Origin of the sequence: Leifsonia sp. NPDC077715 (assembly GCF_040686855.1) — a bacterium.
GTDB lineage: Bacteria > Actinomycetota > Actinomycetes > Actinomycetales > Microbacteriaceae > Leifsonia.
Window position 1 is genome coordinate 428282 of sequence record NZ_JBFBOG010000001.1, and the last position, 17521, is coordinate 445802.

At 71.2% G+C, this 17521-nt stretch carries 16 protein-coding genes and 1 tRNA gene; 6 read left to right on the forward strand and 11 right to left on the reverse strand.

The annotated features are described in order from the left end of the window. Positions 1-189 precede the first annotated feature (189 nt). Positions 190-3060, forward strand: a complete 2871-nt coding sequence (locus tag AB0P25_RS02010) for an aminotransferase (protein WP_363805099.1) — start codon at positions 190-192, stop codon at positions 3058-3060. Here the strand turns inward: AB0P25_RS02010 and AB0P25_RS02015 are convergent. Beyond that, positions 2999-3928, reverse strand: a complete 930-nt coding sequence (locus AB0P25_RS02015) for a LysR family transcriptional regulator ArgP (RefSeq protein ID WP_363806222.1) — start codon at positions 3926-3928, stop codon at positions 2999-3001. The two genes, AB0P25_RS02010 and AB0P25_RS02015, sit on opposite strands and share 62 nt — an antisense overlap. A gap of 72 nt (positions 3929-4000) precedes the next feature. Between AB0P25_RS02015 and AB0P25_RS02020 the strand changes: the two genes are divergently transcribed. Then, the gene (locus AB0P25_RS02020) at positions 4001-4600 is read left to right on the forward strand and encodes a LysE/ArgO family amino acid transporter (protein WP_363805100.1); all 600 of its coding nucleotides are present in this window, start codon (positions 4001-4003) and stop codon (positions 4598-4600) included. Between the two features lie 67 nt (positions 4601-4667). Here the strand turns inward: AB0P25_RS02020 and AB0P25_RS02025 are convergent. The 4 genes from AB0P25_RS02025 to galU all read right to left on the reverse strand — a co-directional run bounded on the left by AB0P25_RS02025 (position 4668) and on the right by galU (position 7656). Next, positions 4668-4743: transfer RNA gene (locus AB0P25_RS02025), tRNA-Ala, on the reverse strand. 58 nt (positions 4744-4801) lie between these two features. After that, positions 4802-5887, reverse strand: coding sequence for a hypothetical protein (locus AB0P25_RS02030; RefSeq protein ID WP_363805101.1), 1086 nt, complete (start codon positions 5885-5887; stop codon positions 4802-4804). Between the two features lie 109 nt (positions 5888-5996). Next, positions 5997-6659, reverse strand: coding sequence for a GNAT family protein (locus AB0P25_RS02035; protein WP_363805102.1), 663 nt, complete (start codon positions 6657-6659; stop codon positions 5997-5999). A gap of 19 nt (positions 6660-6678) precedes the next feature. Then, entirely contained in the window at positions 6679-7656 is a 978-nt protein-coding gene (gene galU, locus AB0P25_RS02040; protein WP_363805103.1) for a UTP--glucose-1-phosphate uridylyltransferase GalU, read from the reverse strand. A gap of 59 nt (positions 7657-7715) precedes the next feature. On the opposite strand from galU, the gene AB0P25_RS02045 reads away from it, so the two are divergent. The 3 genes from AB0P25_RS02045 to mscL are packed head-to-tail and all read left to right on the forward strand — an operon-like array spanning position 7716 to position 9046. Further along, positions 7716-8300 carry a 5-formyltetrahydrofolate cyclo-ligase gene (locus AB0P25_RS02045; protein WP_363805104.1) on the forward strand — a complete coding sequence of 195 codons (585 nt, stop codon included), beginning with the start codon at positions 7716-7718 and terminating at the stop codon, positions 8298-8300. 20 nt (positions 8301-8320) lie between these two features. Then, the gene (locus tag AB0P25_RS02050) at positions 8321-8596 is read left to right on the forward strand and encodes an FmdB family zinc ribbon protein (protein ID WP_363805106.1); all 276 of its coding nucleotides are present in this window, start codon (positions 8321-8323) and stop codon (positions 8594-8596) included. Positions 8597-8608: 12 nt separating this feature from the next. Beyond that, positions 8609-9046 (forward strand): large-conductance mechanosensitive channel protein MscL, encoded by a 438-nt coding sequence (gene mscL / locus AB0P25_RS02055; protein ID WP_363805107.1) that lies wholly within the window; start codon positions 8609-8611, stop codon positions 9044-9046. A gap of 79 nt (positions 9047-9125) precedes the next feature. Here the strand turns inward: mscL and AB0P25_RS02060 are convergent, their stop codons facing one another. The 6 genes from AB0P25_RS02060 to AB0P25_RS02085 form a co-directional block, all read right to left on the reverse strand. After that, on the reverse strand, positions 9126-9305 hold the full coding sequence (locus tag AB0P25_RS02060; RefSeq protein ID WP_363805109.1) for a hypothetical protein: 180 nt from the start codon (positions 9303-9305) through the stop codon (positions 9126-9128). A 41-nt stretch (positions 9306-9346) separates the two neighbouring features. Next, a complete protein-coding gene (locus AB0P25_RS02065; protein ID WP_363805110.1) occupies positions 9347-9517 on the reverse strand; it encodes a hypothetical protein in 171 nt (56 codons plus the stop codon). Positions 9518-9549: 32 nt separating this feature from the next. Next, complete coding sequence (locus AB0P25_RS02070) at positions 9550-13305, reverse strand: AAA family ATPase (RefSeq protein ID WP_363805111.1); 3756 nt, start codon at positions 13303-13305, stop codon at positions 9550-9552. 109 nt (positions 13306-13414) lie between these two features. Continuing rightward, complete coding sequence (locus AB0P25_RS02075) at positions 13415-13942, reverse strand: hypothetical protein (RefSeq protein WP_363805112.1); 528 nt, start codon at positions 13940-13942, stop codon at positions 13415-13417. A 50-nt stretch (positions 13943-13992) separates the two neighbouring features. Beyond that, the gene (locus tag AB0P25_RS02080) at positions 13993-15249 is read right to left on the reverse strand and encodes an MFS transporter (RefSeq protein ID WP_363805113.1); all 1257 of its coding nucleotides are present in this window, start codon (positions 15247-15249) and stop codon (positions 13993-13995) included. Continuing rightward, positions 15246-15914 carry a helix-turn-helix domain-containing protein gene (locus tag AB0P25_RS02085; RefSeq protein WP_363805114.1) on the reverse strand — a complete coding sequence of 223 codons (669 nt, stop codon included), beginning with the start codon at positions 15912-15914 and terminating at the stop codon, positions 15246-15248. Before AB0P25_RS02085 ends, AB0P25_RS02080 begins: the two co-directional genes overlap by 4 nt. Positions 15915-15986: 72 nt before the next feature. On the opposite strand from AB0P25_RS02085, the gene AB0P25_RS02090 reads away from it, so the two are divergent. After that, positions 15987-17432, forward strand: a complete 1446-nt coding sequence (locus tag AB0P25_RS02090; protein ID WP_363805115.1) for an MDR family MFS transporter — start codon at positions 15987-15989, stop codon at positions 17430-17432. Positions 17433-17521: the final 89 nt, after the last annotated feature.

The following is a 17521-nucleotide window of genomic DNA, read 5'->3' on the forward strand; positions in this document are numbered from 1 at the left end:
TACGCAGGGCCGCCCGAGCGTTGGCTGGGCGGAACCCGTGTCGATACTGACCGTTATCGAGAACGTGCGCGATTCAGAGCGTAGTCCACAAGCGGCAGTTCGTCCACAGATTCCGTATCGGGTCGACACCGTGTCCATGGCTCCTCAATAGACTGACGATCAGCAGCCACCCGAGCCCTGGAGCCCCCGTTGCCGAACTTCGACTTCCTCACCCAGCCCGCCCTCCCGCGCCCGGACGCGACCCTGGACGACGCCGCGCGGATCGCCGCAGAGCACTTCCGGCTGGAGGGCCGCATCGCCGAGCTGGGCAGCAACCAGGACCGCAACTTCCGCATCGACACCGGCTCCGAGCGCTTCGTGCTGAAGCTGGCCAATCCGGTGTTCTCGGCGGACGAGCTGCGGGCCCAGAACGCCGCGCTGGCCGTGCTCGACGGCTCAGGGGTCCGCATCCCATCCGTCGTCGAATCCGTCGACGGCGACGAGCTGGTCGAGGTCGATGTGCAGGGCGTGACGCTGCTCGCCCGGGTCCTCCGCTACCTCGACGGCGAGCCGCTCACCGACGTGGGGCGTCCGACCCCCGACCAGCTCCGCACGCTGGGCACGCTCGCCGGCCGCGTCGCCGGAGGCCTTGCCGAGCTGCGGCATCCCGGACTCGATCGCACCACGCAGTGGGACGCGCGCATCGGCGGCGAGGTCGTCGACCTCCTGCTGGAGCACGTCGAGCAGCCCGCGAAGCGCGCGGTCGTCCGCGACGCGACGGATGCGGCGCTCGCCCGTCTCGAACCGCTGCGCTCGCGCCTCCGTGTGCAGGCCGTGCACGGCGACGTGACGGACGACAACATCGTCCTCGGCGAGGGCGGCCCGGGCGTCATCGACTTCGGCGACGTGTCCGACGGCTGGCTCGTAGCCGAGCTGGCGGCGACGGTGACGAGCGCCCTCCACCACGTTCCGGACGAGCCGCTGGCGGTGCTGGACGTTGTGGAGGCTTTCCACGCCGAGGCGCCGCTCGACGACGCCGATCTCGCCGCCCTGTGGCCGCTGGTCGTGCTCCGCGGGGCCGTGCTCGTCGTCAGCGGCGAACAGCAGGTCGCGCTGGAGGCCGACAACGTCTATGCCGCTGAGAACCGCGCGCACGAGTGGGTGGCGTTCGACGTCGCGCGACGCCTGGAGGCGGACGAGGTCGAGACGCTGATCCGCGCCCGACTGCTCGGCGCCACCCAGGAAGAGACCGCGATCGGTCGCCTGCTCGCGGTGGACTCGACGCCCGAGCAACTGGTCGACCTCTCCGTGACCGCCCGCGACCTCGATGCGGGCGCCTGGCTTCGGGCCGATGCGGAGGAGGCGGTGCTCGACCGCGTCCAGCGTGAGCACGGCCACGCGGTCACCCGCTACGGCGAGGCGCGGCTCACGCGGGCGCAGCCCGACCGCTCCACCCCGTCCGCGACGATCGCACTCGGGGTGACCGTCGCCGCCCCCGAAGGGCTCGGCGTCGTCGCCCCCTTCGCCGGAGAGCTGCTGCTCGCGGAGGGCTCGTGGCTGCTCCGCGCCGACGGCCTGGAGCTCTGGCTCGACGGCCTGACCCGGCCGCTCACCACGGCGACTGTCCAGGCCGGGGATCACCTGGGCACCGCGATCCGCCTGACGGCGCAGTTGAGCACGGTCACCGGTCACCGGCCTCCAGCCTTCGTGACGCCCTCGCTGCCGTTCGCCGCATGGTCGGCGGTATCGCCCGATCCGTCGGCGCTGTTCGGTCTCGACGTCTCGGCGCAGGCGCCCGACGCCGAGGCGTCCCTGGCGCGGCGTGACGCCACCTTCGCCGAGGTGCAGGAGCACTACTTCGCGCATCCGCCGCTGATCGAGCGGGGCTGGCGCCACCACCTCGTCGACACCCGCGGTCAGAGCTACCTCGACATGGTCAACAACGTCACCCAGATCGGCCACGGGCACCCGCGACTGGTCGAAGCGGTGCGCGACCAGTGGGCGCGGCTCAACACGAATTCGCGGTTCCACTACGACGAGCTGTCCCGGTTCACCGAGCGTCTGGCCGAGATCGCCCCGGACGGACTCGACACGGTGTTCCTCGTCAACAGCGGCAGCGAGGCGGTCGACCTCGCGCTGCGGCTCGCGCAGATCCACACGAACCGGAAGACCATCCTCGCGGTCACCGAGGCCTACCACGGCTGGACGATGGCGTCGGACGCCGTGTCCTCCTCGCTCGGCGACAACCCGCGAGCGCTCGAGACGCGGCCCGACTGGGTGAAGCTCGTGGCCGCACCCAATTCGCTGCGCGGGAAGCACCTCGGCCCCGATTCCGGCCCGGCGTACCTCGCCGATCTGGACGCCGACCTCGCCGCCCTGGACGCCGCCGGCGTCGAGGTGGCGGGGTACATCGCGGAGCCGGTGTTCGGCAACGCGGGCGGCCTCATGCTCCCCGACGGCTACCTGGCCGGCGTCTACGAGCGCATCCGCGCCCGCGGCGGCGTCTGCATCGCCGACGAGGTGCAGGTCGGGTACGGGCGGCTCGGGCACTACTTCTGGGGCTTCGAGCAGCAGGGCGTGGTGCCCGACGTCATCACCGTCGCCAAGGCCATGGGGAACGGCCAGCCGCTCGGCGCGGTCATCACGCGCCGGGAGATCGCGGAGTCGTTCGCCGCGGAGGGCAGCTTCTTCTCCTCGGCGGGCGGCAGCCCGGTGTCGGCCGTCGTGGGCCTGACCGTGCTCGACGTCATGCGCGACGAGCGGCTGCAGCAGAACGCCGCAGAGGTGGGCGACCACCTCGCCGCCCGGCTGCGGGCGCTCGGCGACCGGCATCCGCTGGTCGGTGCCGTCCACGGCATGGGCCTCTACCTCGGGATGGAGCTGGTGCTCGACCGGGAGACGCTGGCTCCGGCGACCGCCGAGGCGAAGCTGGTGTGCGAACGGATGCTCGCCGAGGGTTGCATCGTGCAGCCGACCGGCGATTACAAGAACGTACTCAAGATCAAGCCGCCGCTCTGCATCACGCGGGAGAGCGCGGACCGGTTCGTCGACGCTCTCGACCTGGTGCTGGCGACGCTGTAGCGCCGCCGAGCACCCGGCTCGCCTCCTCCTCGATCGCAGCCGCGACCGCGTCCAGCGCCGCCGACCGCAGCGACCACTGGTGCCAGTACAGGGGCACCTGCGCGACGCGTTCGTCATCCAACACCACCAGCGAGCCGCCGGCGACGAGATCGGCGGCCTGCAGATCCGGAAGCATGCCCCAGCCCAGGCCGAGCACCGCAGCGTCCACGAACTGGGTGGAGGCGGGGACGAAGTGCCGCGGCGGCCGAGCCCCCGGCGCAAAGGCGGCGAGATAGCGGTCCTGGAGGGCGTCCTTGCGGTCGAACACCAGCATGGGCGCGTCGGCCGCAGCCTCGGGCGTCCAGCCGCCGGAACACCAGCGCGCGACGAATGCCGGGTTCGCGACCGCGCGGTAGGTCATCGACCCGAGCGGGCGGGCTATGCATCCCTGCACCGGCTCGGGGTCGGAGCCGATCGCGGCCATGGCCGTGCCGTCGCGCAGACGGTCGAGCGTGTGCTCCTGGTCGTCGAGCACGACCTCGAAGGCGACCCCGTCCACGCCGGCCAGAGCGGGCAGCACCCACGTCGCGAGCGAGTCGGCGTTCACCACCAGCGGGATGGCCGTCCGGCCCGGGCCGCCGGCGAGGGCGGCGTCCGCCTCGGCCTCCAGCAACGCCAGCTGACGCGCGAGCCGCAGGAGGACGCTGCCCGCCTCGGTCACGGTCGCAGGCTTGCTGCGCCGGACCAGCACGCGCCCGCTCTGCTCCTCCAGCGCCTTGATGCGCTGGCTGACGGCCGACGGAGTCACGTGCAGCGCGTTGGCCGCGCTCTCGAACGAGCCCGCGTCGACCACCGCGGCGAGGGTCCGCAGATGCTCGCGATTGGTCACCATGAAGCAATGCTAATGTGCCTTCAGAATCCTGAGCTGTACTTATCCCAAGCCGGACCGTAGCGTCGAGGAGTGCTTGCGACCTTCTTCACCGGCCTGGGGTCGGCCGCCTCCCTCATCATCGCCATCGGCGCGCAGAACGCGTTCGTCCTCCGGCAGGGTCTGCGTCGGCAGCATGTGCTGCCGATCGTGATCATCTGCGTCCTCAGCGACGCCCTCCTGATCGCGGCGGGCGTCGCCGGGATCGGCGTGATCGTGAAGCACGCTCCTCTCGCCCTCGAGATCGTCCGGTGGGCGGGTTTCGCCTTCCTCATCGGTTACGCGGTCTTCGCCGCCCGTCGCGCGCTCAAGCCGGAATCGCTCAGCACGTCCGGCGCGGTCGCCGGATCGCTCGCGGCCGCGATCGGGACCTGCCTGGCCATCACCTGGCTGAACCCGCATGTGTACCTCGACACGGTCCTCCTGCTCGGCTCGCTCTCGGCGTCGCACGGCGACCCCGGGCGCTGGGTGTTCGGCGCGGGTGCGGCGACGGCCAGCCTGCTCTGGTTCGGGATGCTCGGCTTCGGCGCCCGCTTCGCCGCGCCCGTGTTCGCGAAGCCGGTCGCGTGGCGGATCCTGGACGGGGCGATCGCGGTGCTGATGGTGGTCCTCGCGGTGCTGCTCGTCGTCTGAGCGGGCCCCGGAGAAGCCGCGCCGGATAAGCGAAAAGGCCGCCCGATGCGGGCGGCCTTTCCAGTCCTGGTGGAGCTAAGGAGATTCGAACTCCTGACCTCTTCGATGCGAACGAAGCGCGCTACCAACTGCGCCATAGCCCCGGGGAACTGCTTAGAAACAATAGCACTCCCGACCGGCCGAGTCGAAATCGAGCCGGTCTCAGCTGGCGGCCCGGCGGCGTCGCAGGACGGCGTCCAGATCCATGCTGCCGCTGTCCACCTCGTCGAGCACACCCATGCTGGCGTAGAGGCTGGGAGCGGCGGGAGCGGCGGGACCGGGAGCAGTCGCGACAGCGGCGGTCGGCGCCGCAACGACCGCAGGGGCCACGGCAACCGGCCGGAGCGGCACCGGCGAGGCGACGGGCGCGGTCACCTCCGCCGCCTTCCGCTCGAACTCCGCGCGCGCGGCCGCCCGGCGCAGCTCGGCGGCCGCGTCCACGGACGCCATCGCCGCGGCCGCGACGGTCCCGGGCGACAGGTGAAGCGGCTTCGGCAGCGGGCGCGGGGTCCAGCTCTGCTTGAGGCGTTCCTGCACCGGCACGTCGTGCTGGGCGTCGTCGTAGAGCTCCGGCGACACCTGCGAGGTGCGCACCATCGGCTGCGCGGCGACGGCGGAACGCTGCGGGCGCGCCAGGCGGGCCAGCATCCAGCCGGAGAGCGCGACGACACCCGCGGAGAGAGCGGCGGTCAGCCAGACGCCGGTGGCGACGAGCTCAACCGCCCCGGCGACGAATCCGGCGAGGCCTGCGACGAGCACGAGGGTCGAGAGGGCGCGGGTCCGGCGCAGACGCCGGCGCCGCTGGGGCGAGAGGGGCGCGGCCGCCGCGGCCGTCGCCAGCGCGCGAGCCCGCTGGGCCGCCGCCGCGCGAGCGGCGCGCTCGACGGCGATGGCCTCCGCGGCGGCGCGTTCGGCCTCCTCGGCCGCGCGACGCCGCTCCTCCGCCAGGGCCTGCTCGCGACGCGCGTGGGCCGCGGCCTCGGCGCGCGCGGCGGCGAGCGTCTTCTGCTCGGCCTTGCGCAGGATCCGCTGCTGCTCCGCGACCGTGCGCGCGGTCGCCTCCATGCGCACCTCGTCCGGCAGCTCGCTGGTCTCGGCGAGGATGCGGAGGGTCTGCTGCAGTCGCACGGCGTTGCGCTCCGTCGCCAGGTACTCGCGGCGGCGCAGCCACACCGGGACGAGATAGGCCAGCCACAGGGCGGCCGCGATCGCGACGATCACCCCGCCGCCCATCACATCCCCGTTCATGACCTCTACGGTAGGGGCGCGAGTCCCCGCCCCCACGTCAGGTGCGGGGGTGTGTCATGTGATCCAGAGTTCTTTCAGCGAACGTGGCGGCCCGGCTCAGCGGCCCGGCTCACCGGTGACGCGAGACCGGCAGCGGCACGGCGGCGGCCGCGCGGTCCTCTGCCGGGATGAGCGCGGCGTCGGCCGGTACGTTGTGATCGAGCCACCGGCGCAGCACGCCCTGGCTCAGCTCCTCGGACACCAGTCCGAAGCAGAAGTGGTCGCGCCAGTCCCCGTTGATGTGGATGTAGCGGCGCCGCAGGCCCTCGTAGCGGAACCCGAGCTTCTCGACCACGCGCAGGCTCGGACCGTTCTCGGGGCGGATGCAGATCTCCATCCGGTGCAGGCCCAACTGGTAGAAGCAGTAGTCCGTGGCGAGTGCCACCGCCGTCGGCGTGATGTTGCGGCCTGCGAACTCCTCGGCGATCCAGTACCCGATGGTCGCACTCGACAACGACCCGTAGGTGATCGACGACACGTTGAGCTGCCCGGCGAGCTGCCCGTCCCACTCCACGATGAACGGCAGCCCGTGGCCGGCGCGCGCGTTCGCGAGCAGCGACCGGATGCTCGCGCGGGTGTCGAACGACCCCGGCGAGTACGGGCTGGTCGCCTCCCACTGCCGCAGCCAGCCGCGGTTGTCGAGCAGCGAGCGCTCGAGTGCGCGCGCATCCCGCAGCCGGATGGGGCGCAACGTCACGCGGCCCTCGGTGAGGGTGGGGACCACGATCGCCACGGACTCCTCCTTCAGCCGATCAGTGGTCGCGGGCGGAGAGCGTCTGGATGGGGCCGGTGGGGTCGGCCGGCATCTCCGCCACGAACTCCGTGGGCTCGTCGTCCAGCTCGCTGGCGAACTCGCGCAGCCACGGGCGGAGCTCCGGCCCGAGGTCTTCCCGGTCGCTCGCCAAGCGCACGATGGCCTTGATGTAGTCGAGCCGGTCGCCGGTGTCGTAGCGACGGCCGCGGAAGACGACGCCGTAGACGCCGCCGGTCCAGTCGGGCGCCTCGGCCATCGACTGCAGCGCGTCCGTCAGCTGGATCTCTCCGCCGCGGCCGGGATCCGTGCGCTCCAGGACGTCGAAGACCTCCGGGCGCAGCACGTAGCGGCCGATGATGGCGTAGTTGGAGGGGGCGTCCTCCTTGTTCGGCTTCTCGACCAGGCCGGTGATGCGGACGACGTCGTCCTCGTCGGTCTCCTCGACGGCTGCGGCTCCGTACAGGTGGATGGAGTCGGGGTCGACCTCGAGCAGGGCGACGACGGTCGCGTGTCGCTCGGCCTGCACCTTCAGCATCCGCTTGAGCAGGTCGTCGCGGGCGTCGATGATGTCGTCGCCGAGCAGCACGGCGAACGGCTCGCGGCCGACGTGCATCTTGGCGCGGAGCACCGCGTGGCCGAGCCCCTTCGGGTCCCCCTGGCGGACGTAGTGCATGTCGGCGAGCGCGGTGGAGTAGTTGACCTTCTCGAGCCGGTCGGTGTCCCCCTTCTTGATGAGGGTCTCCTCCAGCTCGGAGTTGCGGTCGAAGTGGTTCTCGAGGGCGTTCTTGTTGCGGCCCGTGATCATCAGGACGTCGTGCAGGCCCGCATCCACGGCCTCCTCGACCACGTACTGGATGGCGGGCTTGTCCACGACCGGCAGCATCTCCTTGGGCATCGCCTTCGTAGCCGGGAGGAAGCGGGTTCCGAGTCCGGCGGCGGGGATCACTGCTTTCGTAACGCGGTCGTGGTTAGCCATGCCGCCTACAGTATCCGCATTTTCAGGGTGCACAGGATGGCATCTCCTAGGATTGCCTCATGGATCCGGACACTGCCGCTCATCGCAAGCGCGCCCTGCGGGCGGAGCTGCGCGAGCGCCGGCAGAACCTCACCACGACCGAGCGCCAGGGCGCGACGGCGGGCATCACCCGCAACCTCGTCGACCTGGCGACCGACCTCTCGGCCCGGTCCGTCGCCGCCTACCTCTCCACCACGATCGAGCCGGACACGCGCCCGTTCCTCAACTGGGCGCACGCTCAGGGCCTGCGGGTGCTGCTCCCGATCTCCCGGGAGGACGGCCTGCTCGACTGGACCACGGGTGACGGCGAGTCCGAGACGGAGGGCCTGTTCGGACTGCCGGAAGCGGTCGGCGAACTGCTCGGCCCGATCGCCATCAACGACGTCGACCTCATCCTGGTCCCGGCCGCCGCCGTCGATGCGACGGGTATGCGCATGGGCTGGGGACGCGGGTACTTCGACAAGACGCTCGGCAGCATGGAAAAATGTCCCCCGGTGTACGCCGTCCTGTTCGACGGCGAACTCGTGGACGAGGTGCCGCGCGAGCGCCACGACCAGCCGGTGGACGGCGCGGTCACCCCGACCCGCATCGTCCAGTTCACCTGACCTCGCGCAGCGGAAGAAGAATGCCCACCTACTCCTACTCGTGCCGCGACTGCGGCCACGCCTTCGACATCCAGCAGGCCTTCACCGACGACGCCCTCACGGTGTGCCCGAACTGCGGCGGCTCGCTCCGCAAGGTGTTCGGCACCGTCGGCGTGACATTCAACGGCTCCGGCTTCTACCGCACGGACTCGCGCGGCGGGACGAAGTCGTCGGATGCGTCGTCGTCCACCTCGACGTCGTCGACCTCTTCCACCTCCACGACCCCGTCGGCCCCGTCGTCGGGTTCCGCCGCGTAGAAAGGCTCGTTCGTGCTCAAAGGCTTCAAGGAGTTCATCCTCCGCGGGAACGTCATCGACCTTGCCGTCGCCGTCGTCATCGGTGCGGCGTTCACGGCGGTCGTCACGTCGATCGTGACGAACCTGTTCAACCCGCTCATCGGGGCCATCGCCATGAGCGACAGCCTCAACAATGCGCTGACCCTGACGATTGGTGAGGCCCATCTGAAGTTCGGTGCGGTCCTCGTCTCCGTGATCAACTTCTTGATCGTCGCGGTCGTCGTCTACTTTGCCTTCGTCCTTCCGATGAACCTCGTGAAGCAGCGCGCCGAGCGCCTGCGCAAGAAGGGCGTCGTCGAGCCGGACAAGCCGGTCACCGACCTCGACCTCCTCACCGAGATCCGCGACCTCCTGGCCGCGCAGCAGTCCCCGCCGCAGTCCGCCGGCAAGCACGCCGACCCGCTGCCCTAGAGCGCCCGCGCGCTTCTCTCCCGCTGAAGTGCAGGTCGTTGCGCGGGTCAGCGGCGTGTCGACCGCACGTACCTGCACCTCACCAGTGGGGCGGGACGTCGCGGCGCAGCTGCTCGTCGTTGGAGGACCACGACGGGGCGTTGTCGGAGTCCGGACGCGGCTCGTCGTCCCGCGGCTCTACGCGCGGTTCGGGATCGGTGCCGGGCGCGCCGGGACGCTGCACGCGCCGGTGCCGCCGTCTGCCGGGTGACTCGCTCACTCCTCCAGCCTAGAGCGATCGACCGTTAGGGATCGGGACACTCACTCACCCAGCCCGTCGCCGGCGGTCTGGTCCCAAAGCGCATGCTCCCCTGATGCGTCCCACTCGGCGAAGGCGTCCACATACGCTTCCTCCGCATCCAGTTCGCGCTTCAATCGGACCATACGGTGGACGGCGACGGACCCGTCGAGGCTGCCCTCAAACGACGTCATGCGGAGTTTGGGGGTGCAACAGACCCTCCAGCCTAGAGCTGCGGCAGATCGATCGGCGCCGTCACCGCGTCGGGCTCGCCCTTGCCGATCAGCTTCGCGACCCGCGCCGCGACCGCGTCCGGGTCGGCGAACAGCTCGAAGCTGTGCACCCGGAGGTAGTGCCAGCCGAGGCGGCGCAGCACGTCCGGACGCAGGCGCAGCGACTCGCGGAGGCTGCCCTTCGACACGTCGTCGTCCGTCTCCACGACCACCGCGCGGCCCTCGTGCGAGGCCACCAGCGTCAGCTTGCCGCGGTAGCCGAGGTGGACATCCAGACCCCGACGCGCCAGGCGCTTGGCCAGGTCGACGACCATCGGGTCGGCGTCCTGGCTGAGGTATTCGGGAGCGGCCGTCTGGAGCTGGTCGGCCTCCCCCAGCACCTGCGCCAGCGCGGCGATGCCGTGCCGCATGCGCGACTCGTCGATGTCGTCCGGCTTGAAGCAGGAGACGATGTCCATGCCGCGGCGTCCGCGGGTCATGCCGACCGCGAGCAGGCGGTCGCCGCCCGGCTCGGCCAGCGCGCCGAAGTTCGACAGCAGGCGGCCGTGCGGAGTGCGGCCGTAGCCGATGGAGAAGATGACGCGGTCGCGGCTCTGGCCTACCGACTGGTCGAGGGTCACCACGGTGAACGGCTCGGCGCGGTCGCCCAGGATGAAGTCCGCCAGCTCGGAGCGCTTGGCGAACGCCGCCAGCACCGCCTGGTTGACCCGCACCGCGTGGCGCTCGCTCGCGGTGATGACCATGAGGGATTCGCGTGGGCGCTCGGTCGCGTGCGCGAGCACGAGCTCCACGACCTTCGCGACCTCGGCGTCCGTCGACTCGACGGCCCCGGTGTCGCTGTCCGGCATCCCCTGACCGCCTGTCACGTAGTGCAGCGCGAGGCTGCCGTGGCCGAGGTAGGTGCCGGCCCACGGGAGGGAGTCGATCATCCCGCCGTAGAAGCGGCGGTTGACGAGCTCGGCCAGGTCTTCGCCGCCGGCGCGGTAGCTGCGGCTGAGCGTGTACACCGGCAGCAGCTCGGAGAGCCGGGCGAGCGCGGACTCGGCGTGCAGCGCGTCCACGTCGAGCTCCTCGACGGTCGTGCCGTACTCGTGTACGCCCATGTCGAAACGCGACGGCGTCTGCGTGACCGGGTCGCCGAACGCGACCACCTGGCGGGCGCGGCGGATGACGGGGACGTTCTCGGCGAGGCTGGAGGCGCCCGCATCTACGAGCAGCACCGCGTCGAACCCGACCTCGCGGCCGATCGACGGGATCTCGTACGGCGACACCAGCCATACGGGCGCGAGCGGACGGGCGAGGTGCGGAGCGGCCTCGTTGAGCGTGGTCGCCGTGGGCACGCTGCTCTTCAGCAGGCGCTTCAGCGCCGCGGCCTCGTCCGGCCAGTCGACGATCCCGATCTTCCAGGTCTCCGAAAGCATCCATGCCAGCTGCTTGCCGGTCGCGGAGGCGTGCGCCTCGTCCACCAGCCGGAAGTCGGCCTCCAGGCGGTCGAGCACGCCGGTGTTGGCGTTGAGCAGGGCGCGGTCGTTCGCGAGCAGCGACTCCAGCACCGACTGCCACCAGGCCAGCTCCAGCTCGGCGCTCACCTGGGTCTCGGGCACGTGTCGGATGGAGAGGTCGGAGATCAGCGGGTCCAGCTCGAGGTCGCGCAGCTGGGTGAGCAGAGCGGTGCGCTCCTGCAGGTTCGCCAGCACCTCGGACTCGGCCGCGAGGCCGGCGATCTGGCGGGTCAGCTCCTCGACGGGGAGTGCGGCGAGCGACTGCGGCGTTCCGGTGCGGCGCAGCGGGATGTCGAGTCGGGCGAGGTCTTCGGCCACGCGCTGGTAGGCGACCTGCACGTCCGCGATGCCGACCGGCACCTCGGGCACGACGCCGGCGACGGCGAAGCGGTTCCACAGGATGCGCTGCTGCTGGATGCGCCGCAGGCTCTCGTTGAGGTCGGTGACGTGCACACCCGGGCGCACGTACTCCAGTGCATGCTTGCGCAGGCGGCGACGGTTCGCGCCCGACATGGACGGCGACTCGCGACGGGACGCAGTGGCCGCGATCAGCTCGGTGAGCGACCGGTCGAACACCGACGGCGTGAACTTGTCCAGCGTCTCGCGGATGTCGAGGAGCAGGCGCAGGTAGACGCCGAGCTCGGCGATGGATGCGAAGGGCCGCATCCGGGTCTGGCCGATCAGCGCGTTGGCGCGGTCGAGCAGGCGCGGCAGCTCGGCGCGGTTGAGCTTCTTGGCGAGCTCGTGGGCGCTCTTGCCCTCCTCCGTCGTGGTGAAGGAGGCGCCGTACCAGGGCGAGTCGTTGGGGCCGTAGCGGAACTCCCCCAGCCGGGCGGCGCGGATCAGCGCGTCGGCCGACGCGTCGCGGTCGCGCGCCAGCGCCTCGATGGCGCGGCGGCCGAGGCGGGCGGTGGTGGACGGCGGCGAGGGCAGCAGCGACAGGCGGGAGAGCTCGCGCAGCGCATCCAGCACCGACACCCGGAGCACGGGGTCGCGCCGGGTCAGCGCCGCACGGTAGTCGACGAGCACCTTGCGGAGGCGCACCAGCGCCTCGTCGACGTCGGTGACCTTCGGCTGCGTGGCCTTCTCGTTGCGGGCGATCGACTGCACGAGGTCGCGGCGCAGCGTCCGCGGCGTCACGGCGAGCCCGGGGAGCCCGGCCTGCGTGAGGCGCTGGGCGATGTCGTCGAGGCTGGACCGGCGCGGGCTCACGACCAGCACGCGCTTGTGCTGTGCGACGAGGGCGCCGATCGCGTTGACGATGGTCTGCGTGCCGCCGGTTCCCGGCAGCGTCTTCACGACGATCGAGTTGCCTGCCGCGATCTGCGCGACCACGTTCTCCTGCTCCTCATCGGCGTCGAGCAGGAGGGTGTCGGTGGCGGGCGGGCGCTCGTCCTGACGGATCGGGTCCACCGGGTTGAAGGCGCTCTCGACCGTCGAACGGGCGGTCGGGTTGCCGGCCAGCGCGTCCAGCAGCACGGTGTCGAGGTCGCGGGCCTCTTCGCTGAGGGCCGGCGCGACGTCGGCGAACGAGGAGGCGACCAGACGCGGCTGCACGTTGAACCACGGCAGGTGCGAGGTCAGTCCGCGCAGGCGGTCGATCACCGGCTGCGGCTTGAACACGCCGTTCGAGACGGCGAGCGCGACGAAGGCGTCCGCGTCCAGCGTGATCTGGAACTGCTCCGAGAGGGCGCGGGCCAGCTCGGGGTTGAGGTAGGTCTGGCCCTTGAGCTTCAGCTCGAAGTCGCGGCCGTAGCGGCGGATGGCGAGCGGACGCAGCAGGATGGGCGCGAAGTACTCCTCCGACCCGTGGCGCCACTGCGCCAGGCCGATCGCGAGGTGGACGGACTCGATGCCGCGGACCGAGCGCAGCTCGATGCCCTTCTGGGTGATCGCGTTCGCCGCGGCGCGTGCCGTGCGGAGCGCCAGCTCGTCGCGGATCAGGCTCGACAGCAGCGTGCTCTGTCCGGTGATGAACTGCGGCAGGCCGCCGGGATGCGTGGTGCTCAGCTCGATGCGCGTCCGCGGGCTGTCCTCGAAGTGGAGCAGCGGGGACGCGCCGCCGATGGACGCGATCTCGTCGCGCCACCGCGTCCAGACCGGCTCGGCGATGTTGCCGGCGACCAGTCCAGGGTCGCCCAGGCTGAGGGTGTGCGGAGCGGTCGTGGTGCGCGGGTTCAGGGCGTCGTCGTCTCCGATGACCGACCTCGCGTCGTCATCCTCGGTCTTCCTGTCCAGTCGCCACACACGGACACCCTACGTTCACATCCAAGGAATCAGCGGGAACCCGGGCGGGTTTCGCGCCAATATCATGCGCTGAGCGTCGAGGGCCAGCCTCGATCGGACGCCGGGGGTGTCAGGGCGTGGACGTCGGCGTGGGCGTCGGCGACCCGGTGGAGGTCGGCTGCGGCACCGGGGTCAGCGTGCCGTAGGGCTGCAGCGCTCCGGTGACGATCGGGACCTCGAGCCCGACCGAGTTGCCGCCGCTCGTGACGGACACCGTGGTGAGGCCGCCGGGCTTGCCCTCGACACCGGCCACCAGCGACTCCTCGCTGGGCGGATTGCCGATGCGCTTGGTCTCGCGGGCCTTGAGGGTGACGTCGATGGACTGGCCGCCGGACGGGTTGATCGTCACCTTCTCGGTCTTCCCACCGGTGTTGACGAGGGTGGTGACCAGATTGGCCGTGTCCCCCTCTCCCTGCACGAGCACGGCGTTGCCGACGAAGACGTTCCCGACGGTCGCGCTCACCCCCACGCTGGCCTCCTCGATGTAGAGGGTGTCCTGGGGTGCGAACAGATCGCACGCGGTGAGGCCTCCGAGAGTGGCGGCAGCGATGGCTGCGGCGGCTGCTGTGCGACGGACGAGCGAGCGGCGGAACGGCATCAGACACCTCCGAGGGACACGGTGGCGCCAGGCTATTCCCCGCGCCGCCGTTACGGAAGACGTCGCGTGCCCCGCAGGGCGATGATCGCGATCACCCCGCAGAGCAGGTAAAGCGACGCCTGCACGTCCAGGATCGGCACGATGTCGTGCGAGTCGGCCAGCAGCCCGCCGAGCAGCAGGCCCACCGCCTGCGCCGCGCCGTCGACGGTGGTCATCGCGGCGATCACGCGGCCGAGCGCGCGCGGCGGCACGGCGGTCTGCACGAGCGTGATCTCGCCGGTGGCCGTGGTGACCGCGGGCAGGCCCATCGCGATGAAGAGGCCGCAGTAGACCCAGATCGCGGTGGTGAAGGGCGCGAGGTTCCAGGTCAGGAGGGACAGCATCCCGAACACCAGGTAGCCGCCGCCGATCATCGAGCGCGGGCCGAGCCGCCGTGCGATGAGCCCGGTGACGAGGCCGCCCAGGACGCCGCCGATCGCCTGCACACCGCGGATGATGCCCGCGCCCGTGTCGCCCGCGCCGAGGTTCTGGGTGACGTAGACGAGGAACAGGACGAGGAAGAGCCCCTGCGCGACGCCGCCCAGCGCGGCGATCAGCGCCAGCGTGCGCAGCGTGGCCGACCGGGCGATCAGTGCGAGCCCGTCGATCCATTCGCGCACGATGCGCTTCTCGGCGACGGCCGTCGCCTCGCCGTCTTCGGACGGGGCGACGGGATGCGGACGGCTGAGGGCGACGAGCGCCGCGGTCACGAGGTAGGACGCGGCGTCGGCGATCACCACGCCGGGCAGCCCCCACAGTGCGAACGCCAGACCGCCGAGCGGGGAGCCGACCAGCCGCGCGAGGTTGTCGCTCACGGCGATCAGGGCGTTGCCGCGGGCCAGCTGATCGGCGCCCACCAGCTGCGGGATCATCGCCTGCCGGGCCGGGTTGATGATCGCGCCGAGCACGGCCTCCACAGCGGCGACCGCGTAGACGATGCCCATGCGGTCGGCGCTCGCGAACAGCAGGGGAAGGAGCAGTGCCCCCTGCAGCAGCGCCACGACGATGATCGTGCGGCGGTGGTCCCAGCGGTCGACGAGCACCCCGAGGAAGCTGCCGACGAGCAGCATCGGCACGAGCTCCACGAGGAAGACGGTGGATGCGCCGAGCGCCGACCCGGTCGCCGACAGGGCGAACAGCGGCAGGGCGATCATCAGCAGCCAGTCGCCCGTGTCGGAGACGAGCCCGGCGGTCCAGATCAGCGCGAAGTCGCGGCGGAGCAGCGGCGAGCGCGTGCGCTGCGGCGACTCGGTTCCCGTCTCGGTCATTCGGCGGCCTCCCGCTCCTGCTCGAGAGCCCGGGCGGCGGCGATGGCGTCCGGATGGCGGAAGGCGTTGAGGTGAAGCGCCACGACGTCGCTGCCCTCGGGCGCGTCGCCGCGGGTGAGGCCGATGTACGGGCGGATGAGGGCATCCAGTCGCTCCCCCAGCTCGCGCAGCTCGGCGGGCGTCAGCTTCAGGGCGTAGCTGGTCAACATGCTCGCCTCGCGCCATTCGACCGGCTGCTCGTTCCGCTGGGCGATCGCGCGGTGGACCAGCGCCGCCTCGTCATCGACCTGCCGGTCGGCGAGCGCGCGCTCGACCGTGTCGGAGCCCATCGCGAACTCCGGGTCCTCGGACCGGCCGAACGTCAGTCCGGTCGCCGCCGAGCGCCAGGGACGCTCGCGGCCGTCCTCCGCCTCCACCGCCTCCACCAGGCCAACCTTGGCGAGGGAACGCAGGTGGTAGCTGCAGTTGGAGGGCGTGGAGCCGACCACGGCGGCGCACTCGCTGGCGGTGCGGGGGCCGAAGGACATCAGGTGGTCGAGCAGGGCGAGGCGGAGTGGATGCGCGAGCGCCCGCAGCGCGCGCGGGTCGGTGACCGTCGCGCGGTGCTCGGCGCGTCGCTCGGCGCGCTGCTCCGCGGCCCGCTCCCCACCAGATGTGAAAGACATGTTTCAGAGTTTGCCGCACGATTTCTTTCACGTCAAGGAATGCTCGATCCGGTGCGAGACTTGTTCACAGATATGAACGAACCCACCCGAGCGAGCGTCGGCTTCCGATCCGAGCGCGGCCCCATCCTCATCGCCCTCATGCTGACGACGGGACTGGTCGCGATCGACTCGACGATCCTCGCGACGGCGGTCCCCTCGATCGTGCAGGACCTCGGCGGCTTCGCCCAGTTCCCGTGGCTGTTCTCCGTCTACCTGCTCGCGCAGGCCGTGTCCGTGCCGGTGTACGCGAAGCTGTCGGACACCGTCGGACGCAAGCCGATCGTCCTCATCGGGATCGCGCTGTTCCTCGTCGGGTCGGTGCTCTGCGGCTTCGCCTGGAGCATGCCCGCGCTGATCGCGTTCCGCGCTCTGCAGGGCCTCGGTGCCGGCGCCATCCAGCCGATGGCGATCACCATCGCGGGCGACATCTACACCGTGGCCGAGCGTGCGAAGGCCCAGGGGTACCTGGCCAGCGTCTGGGCGATCTCGTCCGTCGTCGGCCCGACCCTTGGCGGCGTGTTCTCCCAGTTCCTGTCGTGGCGGTGGATCTTCTTCGTCAACGTCCCACTGTCGGTGCTGGCGGCGTGGATGCTCATCCGCACCTTCCACGAGAGCATCGAGCGCCGAAAGCACCGCATCGACTACGCCGGAGCCGCGCTTCTGACCGGCGGCATGACGCTGCTCATCCTGGCGGTGCTGGAGGGCGGCCAGGCCTGGGCGTGGAACTCCGTCTGGAGCATCGGCGCCTTCGTCATCGCGGCCGTGCTGCTGGCGGTCTTCGTGCTCGTGGAGCGGCGCGCGGCCGAGCCCGTGCTGCCGCTGTGGGTGTTCTCCCGCCGGCTGCTCGTGACGACGACCCTGATCTCCCTCGGAGTCGGCGCCATCCTGATCGGACTGACGTCGTACGTTCCGACCTATCTGGAGGGGACCATCGGCGTCGCGCCGATCGTCTCCGGCCTGGCGGTCGCCGCCCTGACCCTCGGCTGGCCCATCGCGGCCAGCCTGTCGGGCCGGTTCTACCTGAGGATCGGCTTCCGGAACACCGCGCTGCTCGGCACGGGGATCGCCATCGTCGGTGCGATAGCGCTGGCCGCGACCTCCGTCGCCCCGTCCGTGCTGTTCGTGGCGCTGAGCTGCTTCGTCGTCGGCCTCGGGATGGGCCTGATCGCCACGCCGACGCTGATCGCCGCGCAGTCCAGCGTCCCGTGGAACGAGCGCGGCGTGGTCACCGGCAGCAACCTGTTCGCCCGCTCGATCGGCAGCGCGGTCGGCGTCGCCGTCTTCGGCGCGATCGCCAACGCGATCATCGCAGCCTCCGCCGGTGGGACGAAGGCCCCCGCCACCATCCAGGCCGCCTCCACCGCGGTGTTCGTCGCGGTCGCGGTCGCGGCGGTCCTCACGATCGTGGCCGCTCTCGCCATGCCGCGCTCCCGCGTGGAGGACGTCGAGTTCAGCCGCACCCCGGCCGCCGCCGACTAGCGCGCCGCTCCCCCCTCTCTCCCCCTCTCGTGAAGTGCAGGTAGTTGCGGCCCGCTACGGCGTGTCGACCGCAACTAGCTGCACTTCAC